This window comes from Streptomyces panacea, assembly GCF_040560175.1.
GTDB classification, from domain to species: domain Bacteria; phylum Actinomycetota; class Actinomycetes; order Streptomycetales; family Streptomycetaceae; genus Streptomyces; species Streptomyces panacea.
Genome location: NZ_JARJHW010000268.1, coordinates 1 through 7,592, shown reverse-complemented (window position 1 = coordinate 7,592; position 7,592 = coordinate 1). Strand labels below are relative to the sequence as shown.

Below are 7,592 nucleotides of genomic sequence, written 5' to 3'. Positions count from 1 at the left end.
CGATCACCCGGTCCGCCACCGACAGCAGCGCCGGGCGGTGGATCACCAGGATCACCGTGCGTCCCACCGCCAGGCGGCGGACCGCGTCGACGACGGCCTCCTCCGTCTCGCCGTCCAGCGCCGCCGTCGGCTCGTCCAGCAGGAGAAGCGGGCGGTCGGCGAGGAACGCGCGGGCCAGGGCGAGGCGTTGGCGCTGACCGGCCGACAGGCCCGTGCCGTCCTCGCCCAGCGGCGTGTCCACACCCTGGGGGAGCGCGGTCACGAAGTCGTACGCCCCCGCGTCGCGCAGCGCGTTCCGTACGGCGGCGGCGTCCGCGTCCGGGCGGGCCAGGCGTACGTTCTCGGCGATCGTCCCCGCGAAGAGGTACGGGTGCTGCGGCACCCAGGCGATCTGTTCGCGCCAGCGGTCCGGGTCCAGGTCCGACAGGTCGGTCCCGCCCACCCGTACCCGGCCCTCCGTCGGCGCCGTGAAACCGAGCAGCACGTTGAGCAGTGTCGTCTTCCCGGCCCCGCTCGGGCCGACCAGGGCGACCGTCTCCCCCGGCTCGACGACCAGCGTGGCCGCGTCCAACGACGGTTCCGTACGGCCTTCGTGGCGGACGGTCACGCCCTCCAGCTCCAGCCGCGGCGAGCCGGGTACGTCACCGCCGCCGGCCGAAGCCGAAGACCCCTTCGCCTCCAGCACCGCGAAGATCTCCTCCGCCGCCGCCAGCCCCTCCGCCGCCGCGTGGTACTGCGCCCCCACCTGCCGCAGCGGCAGATACGCCTCCGGCGCCAGGATCAGCACCACCAGGCCCGTGTAGAGGTCCAGGTCCCCGTGGACCAGCCGCATCCCGATCCCCACGGCCACCAGCGCCACCGACAGCGTCGCCAGCAGCTCCAGCGCGAAGGACGACAGGAAGGCGATCCGCAGCGTACGGAGGGTGGCCCGCCGGTACTCGGAGGTGATCTCCCGGACCGACTCCGCCTGCGCCTTCGCCCGCCCGAAGACCTTCAGCGTCGGCAGCCCGGCGACCACGTCCAGGAAGTGCCCCGACAGCCGTGACAGCAGCTGCCACTGACGGTCCATCCGGGACTGGGTGGCCCACCCGATGAGCACCATGAAGAGCGGGATCAGCGGCAGGGTCAGCACGATGACCCCCGCCGACACCCAGTCGTCGGTGACGATCCGCGCCAGTACCGCCACCGGCACCACCACCGCGAGACCGAGCTGCGGCAGATAGCGCGCGAAGTAGTCGTCGAGCGCGTCCACGCCACGGGTCGCCAGCGCGACGAGCGAGCCGGTGCTCCGGCCGCTCAGCCACCCCGGCCCCAGTTCGGCCGCCCGCTCCAGCAGCCGCCCCCGCAGCTCGGACTTGACCGCCGCGCTCGCCCGGTGCGCGGCCAGTTCAGTCAGCCACGCGACCAGTGCGCGCCCGACGGCGACCGCGCCCAGCAGGAGCAGCGGCGTACGGAGCCCGGAGCCGTCGAGTCCGCCCTCGAACGCCCCCACCACCACCTCGGCGATGATCATCGCCTGGGCCACCACCAGCCCCGCACCGGCCAGTCCCAGGACCACCACCGCCACCAGGAAGCGCCTGGTGGCCCGTGCGTACCGCAGCAGACGCGGATCGATCGGTTTCACGTGAAACACCCGCCCAACACAGTGCCCGACACAGAACTAGTGCGCGTCCGCGATGTGATGCGTACCGATGCGCTTGCGGAAGACCCAGTACGTCCAGCCCTGGTAGAGCAGCACCAAGGGCGTCGCGATGCCCGCGCACCAGGTCATGATCTTCAGGGTGTACGGCGTCGAGGACGCGTTGGTCACCGTCAGGCTCCACTCCGGGTTGAGCGACGACGGCATGACGTTCGGGAACAGCGTCAGGAAGAGCATCGCGACGGCGGCCACGATCGTCAGCCCGGACAGCGCGAACGACCACCCCTCGCGCCCCACCCTGATCGCCACGACCGCACCGGCCAGCGCCACCACGGCGACGATCATCGCGCCCAGGCTCGCCCCGTCACCGCTGTCGGCCTGGGTCCAGCCCAGGAACCCGAGCGCGAGCACGGCCGTGAGCAGCCCCAGGGTGAACGCCAGCTTCCGCGCCCGTACCCGGATGTCCCCCACCGTCTTGAGCGCCGCGAACACCGCGCCGTGGAAGGTGAAGAGGGTCAGCGTCACGAGCCCGCCAAGGAGCGCGTACGGGTTGAGCAGGTCGGCCAGGTTGCCCACGTACTCCATGTCCGCGTCGATCTTCACGCCGCGCACGATGTTCCCGAAGGCCACGCCCCACAGCACCGCCGGCAGCAGCGAGGTCCAGAAGATCGCGTGTTCCCAGTTGCGCTGCCAGCGCTCCTCGGGCCGCTTGGCGCGGTACTCGAAGGCGACACCACGCACGATCAGGCAGACCAGGATGACCAGCAGCGGCAGGTAGAAGCCGGAGAAGAGGGTGGCGTACCACTCGGGGAACGCCGCGAAGGTCGCGCCGCCCGCCGACAGCAGCCACACCTCGTTGCCGTCCCAGACGGGTCCGATGGTGTTGATGAGGACCCTGCGCTCCTTGCGGTTGCGGGCCAGCAGCTTCGTCAGGACGCCGATCCCGAAGTCGAAGCCCTCAAGGAAGAAGTAGCCGGTCCACAGGACGGCGATCAGTACGAACCAGACGTCGTGGAGTTCCATGACTCAGATCAGCTCCTCAAGTCCTCAGTACGAGAAAGCCATCGGGCGGTCGGCGTCCTCGGAGTCGTGGCCGCCGATCTTCGTGGGTGGGTTGAGGTCGTCGTCGCTGAGATCCGGCGGTCCCGCCTTGACGTACTTCACGAGCAGCTTGACCTCGATGACGGCGAGCACCGCGTAGAGCAGGGTGAAGACGATCATCGAGGTGAGCACCTCGCCCTGGGACGTGCCCGGGGAGACGGCGTCGGAGGTGCGCAGCACCCCGTAGACCACCCAGGGCTGCCGGCCGGTCTCGGTGAAGATCCAGCCCCAGGAGTTGGCGATCAGCGGGAAGAGCATGGTCCACAGGGCCACGAGCCAGTACATGTGGGCGAAGCGTGGGCCGAGCGCCTTGTTGCGGAGGAGCACGAGATTCGGCACCTCGTCCTCGCCGGTCCGCAGCGCCTCCGGCAGCAGGAACTTCCGGCGGGTCAGCCAGAGCCCGAGGAGGCCGATGCCCAGCGACGCCATGCCGAAGCCGATCATCCAGCGGAAGCCCCAGTACGCGAGGGGGATGTTGGGCCGGTAGTCGCCGGGCCCGTACTTCTCCTGCTCGGCCTTCTGCACGTCGTTGATGCCGGGGACGAAGGACTCGAAGTCGCTGTGGGCGAGGAAGGAGAGCAGGCCGGGGATCTCCAGGGCGACCTTGTTGTGGCCCTCGTCCACGTCCCCGTAGGCGAAGAGGGAGAACGGCGCGGGCGCCTCGCCGTCCCAGAGGGCCTCGGCCGCGGCCATCTTCATCGGCTGCTGCTCGTACATGATCTTGCCGAGCGTGTCGCCGCTGACGGCGGTGAGCAGGCCGGCCGTCACCAGGGTGACCAGTCCGAGCCGCAGCGAGGTCCGCATCACGGGGATGTGCTGCCGGTGCTTCTCGCTCCTGCGGCGCGCGAGGTGGAAGGCGGAGATGCCGACCATGAACGCGCCGCCGACCATGAAGGCCGCCGTCATGGTGTGGAAGAACTGGGCGAGCGCGGTGTTCTGCGTCAGCACGGCCCAGAAGTCGGTCAGCTCGGCCCGGCCGCGCTCCTCGTTGATCCGGTAGCCGACCGGGTGCTGCATCCAGGAGTTGGCCGCCAGGATGAAGTACGCGGAGAGGATCGTGCCGATCGAGACCATCCACATGCAGGCGAGGTGGATCTTCTTGGGCAGCTTGTCCCAGCCGAAGATCCACAGGCCGATGAAGGTGGACTCGAAGAAGAAGGCGATCAGCGCCTCGAAGGCGAGCGGGGCGCCGAAGACGTCGCCCACGAAGCGCGAGTAGTCCGACCAGTTCATGCCGAACTGGAACTCCTGCACGATGCCGGTGACGACACCCATCGCGATGTTGATCAGGAAGAGCTTGCCCCAGAACTTCGTCGCCTTGAGGTACTTCGGGTTCGACGTCCGCACCCAGGCGGTCTCCAGGCCGGCGGTCAGCGCGGCGAGGGAGATCGTGAGGGGGACGAAGAGGAAGTGGTAGACGGTGGTGATGCCGAACTGCCATCGCGCGAGAGTCTCGGGAGCCAGTGCGATGTCCACGTCGTCTCTCTCCTTCTCCTACGGGCCCCTTGCCGGGGGCTGCAGCATGCCTGATTCATCCCGGTCGGAACGGGAGGAACCATGAAACATGGACGCGCTTGTGAACGCGTTCACATTCACAAGCAAAAGTATGGCGCACGGTCCGACCGGATCTTCAAGGGGGGGTCCCCTTCGAACATCCCGCCGTGACCGCGCGCCGTGACCGCGCCGGGAACGGGCCTGGGCGCCCGCTCAGATCTCCTTGCGGAACGACTCCGCCGTGTGCAGGAACAGGTCGTTCGCCTCGTACTCGCCGATCGTCACCCGCACCCCCTCGCCCGCGAACGGCCTGATCGTCACACCCGCCCGCTCGCACGCCGCCGCGAAGTCGGTCGTACGGTCCCCCAGCCGCAGCCACACGAAGTTGGCGTGCGTCTCGGGCACGGTCCAGCCCTGGCCGCGCAGCGCGTCGTACACCCGGGTGCGCTCACCTACCAGCGACCCCACCCGCCCCAGCAGCTCGTCCTCCGCGCGCAGCGAGGCGACCGCCGCGTCCTGCGCGATCTGGCTCACGCCGAAGGGCACCGCGGTCTTGCGCAGCGCGGCCGCCACCGGCTCGTGGGCGATGGCGAAGCCGACCCGCAGACCCGCAAGGCCGTACGCCTTGGAGAAGGTGCGGAGCACGGCGACGTTGGGCCGCTCCCGGTAGATCTCCACGCCGTCGGGCACATCCGCGTCGCGGATGAACTCGCGGTACGCCTCGTCCAGCACCACCAGGACGTCGCCGGGCACCCGGTCGAGGAACCGCTCCAGCGCGGCCCGGCGCACGACGGTGCCCGTGGGGTTGTTGGGGTTGCAGACGAAGATCATCCGAGTCCGCTCGGTGATCGCGTCGGCCATCGCGTCCAGGTCGTGCGTCTCGTCGGCGTCCAGCGGCACCTTCACCGAAGCGGCGCCGGAGACCTGCGTGATGATCGGGTACGCCTCGAAGGACCGCCAGGCGTAGATCACCTCGTCACCGGGCCCGGAGGTGGCCTGGAGCAGCTGCTGGGCCACGCCCACGGAGCCCGTGCCCGTCGCGAGGTGCGAGACGGGCACGCCGAAGCGGTCGGCCAGCTCGTTCATCAGCCCGGTGCACGCCATGTCGGGGTAGCGGTTGAACGCACCGGCCGAGGCGAGCACCGTCTCCATCACGCCGGGGAGCGGCGGGTAGGGGTTCTCGTTGGACGACAGCTTGTACGCGACGGGCCCGCCGGCCGCCGCCGGCCTGCCCGGCTTGTAGGTCGGAATGCCGTCCAGCTCGGCGCGCAGCTTCGGGCTCGTCTCGCTCACCGCGGGTCCTCCTCGGGCGTTCTGGGGCGCGCGCTCTCGGGCGCTCTCGGGGCCGTACACATGATCGGCTCACCTCATGCGGATGTACCAATACTGCTCACCTTAAGAGGATTGCCGGGCCCTGCGAAGACCGGTCGCGGAACCGGGCCCCGAAGGAGCCGCCGAGGGGGCCGGAGGCCGGGCCCTGACAGGGGGAGCGCCCGCCGACCTGGCGCGCGCCGGTGGCTCACTCCGTGGCGCGCGTCGCCCGTGGGGGTGAGTTGAGACCTCTTCGAAACATCGGACACTCGCCAGGCCCATCCAGCTCCATGCTTGAGAGACCACAACCGAATCGCTCAACGACCTTGATTTCCATGTCGATCGAGCGTTGTTGATCATGCAGAAACGTGACTCTTGGAGGGTGCATATGCGACCGGCCTTACCACCTTGATGAGCCCTACTATCGGCTCGCCATGACACCAGCAGGGAAACACCAGGTGAGCCGGACGGACACATCCCGCCGGGGCAGCCGGCAAGGTCGTGCGGGCATCCGGGACGTGGCCGCCGCAGCCGGTGTCTCCATCACGACCGTCTCCGACGCGCTCAACGGCAAGGGACGGTTACCCGACGCCACACGCCGACATGTCCGAGAAGTCGCCGAACGGCTGGGCTACCGCCCGTCCGCAGCGGCCCGAACCCTCCGTACCGGCAAGTCAGGACTGATCGGCCTGACCGTCACCACGTACGGGGAAGAACCTTTCACCTTCACCGAATTCGCCTACTTCGCCGAGATGGCACGGGCCGCGACCTCCGCGGCGCTCGCCCGCGGCTACGCCCTCGTCATCCTCCCCGCCACCTCCCGTCACGACGTCTGGTCGAACGTCGCCCTCGACGGCACCGTCGTCATCGACCCCTCCGACCACGACCCGGTCGTCACCGAACTCGTCCGCCAGGGCCTGCCCGTCGTCTCCGACGGCCGCCCGGCCGGCACCCTCCCCGTCACGGCCTGGGTCGACAACGACCACGAGGCCGCCGTACTCGACCTGCTCGACCATCTCGCCGCGGCCGGCGCGCGCCGGATCGGACTGCTCACCGGGACGACCACCGACACCTACACCCGGCTCTCCACCACCGCGTATCTGCGCTGGTGCGAGCGGGTCGGACAGGACCCGGTCTACGAGTCCTACCCCGCGCACGACCCCTGTGCCGGGGCCGTCGCCGCCGACCGGCTGCTCGCCAGACCGGACCGCCCCGACGCGGTGTACGGGCTGTTCGACCCCAACGGCACCGATCTGCTCGCCGCCGCGCGGCGGTACGGCCTGCGGGTGCCCGAGGACCTGCTGCTGGTCTGCTGCAGCGAGTCCACCGTGTACGCGACCACCGAACCGCCCATCACGACGCTCTCGCTCAAGCCGCGCCGTATCGGCACCGCCGTCGTACAGCTCCTCATCGACGCCATCGAGGGGATCGACACCGGGCGTCCCGTGGAGCAGGTGATACCGACGGAGCTGATCGTCCGGACCTCGTCCCAACGGCGCCCGCCCCGCACCACGGTCAGTGCTCCGAGGTCTCCCGCGAGGGACTGACGCGAGAGACGGGACGCGAGACCGGCGCGAACGGGATCCGGATAGAGCAATTCGGGTGATACGCGTGAAAAAAGCCGATGAAACGTGGGTGGAATCGGATTGACCACCCCTGGTGCGTCACACAGGGGTGGCTGCATTCCTATGATGGGCGCACGACACCGCGGACCTTCCCCTACCTCCGGTGGGGATGTCCCGCCCGATCAGGCGGGCCCGAGAGGTGTACGCCAGGCGCGACGGTGGTGGAGGGGTCGATGACGCAGGGGGCCGGGACCGGTCAGGGACCCGTGGTGCGGACGGCGACGTTGCGCGATTTCCGGGTGCCGCCGTACACACAGGTTCCCGTGCGGCCGGGGCGGCCCGCGCCGCCCGAACAGACAGTGGCCGGCGGTGGGTCCGCGCCCGGAGCGGTCGCGGTCGCCACCGTGACACCCGTGACACCCGTGGCGTTCGAGACGCCCGACGGTCCGCCGGTCGCCGAGCGGACCGGCGTTCCGGGCGGC

5 protein-coding genes and 1 pseudogene are annotated in these 7,592 nt (G+C 69.8%); 2 read left to right on the top strand and 4 right to left on the bottom strand.

The features are described from left to right. The 4 genes from cydD to hisC form a co-directional block, all read right to left on the bottom strand. Window positions 1-1,624, bottom strand: a 1,624-nt coding sequence (gene cydD, locus P3L51_RS33960; protein WP_354609206.1) for a thiol reductant ABC exporter subunit CydD, incomplete at its 3' end; no start/stop codon positions are given. Window positions 1,625-1,660: 36 nt separating this feature from the next. Next, a complete protein-coding gene (cydB, locus tag P3L51_RS33955; RefSeq protein ID WP_354609205.1) occupies window positions 1,661-2,662 on the bottom strand; it encodes a cytochrome d ubiquinol oxidase subunit II in 1,002 nt (333 codons plus the stop codon). Between the two features lie 24 nt (window positions 2,663-2,686). Beyond that, a complete protein-coding gene (locus P3L51_RS33950) occupies window positions 2,687-4,216 on the bottom strand; it encodes a cytochrome ubiquinol oxidase subunit I (protein WP_354609204.1) in 1,530 nt (509 codons plus the stop codon). Window positions 4,217-4,447: 231 nt separating this feature from the next. Then, window positions 4,448-5,527, bottom strand: coding sequence for a histidinol-phosphate transaminase (hisC, locus tag P3L51_RS33945; RefSeq protein WP_354609203.1), 1,080 nt, complete (start codon window positions 5,525-5,527; stop codon window positions 4,448-4,450). Between the two features lie 452 nt (window positions 5,528-5,979). Between hisC and P3L51_RS33940 the strand changes: the two genes are divergently transcribed. Beyond that, complete coding sequence (locus tag P3L51_RS33940) at window positions 5,980-7,092, top strand: LacI family DNA-binding transcriptional regulator (RefSeq protein ID WP_354609202.1); 1,113 nt, start codon at window positions 5,980-5,982, stop codon at window positions 7,090-7,092. A gap of 251 nt (window positions 7,093-7,343) precedes the next feature. Then, a pseudogene (locus tag P3L51_RS33935) lies at window positions 7,344-7,592 on the top strand (serine/threonine protein phosphatase); the annotation flags it as partial.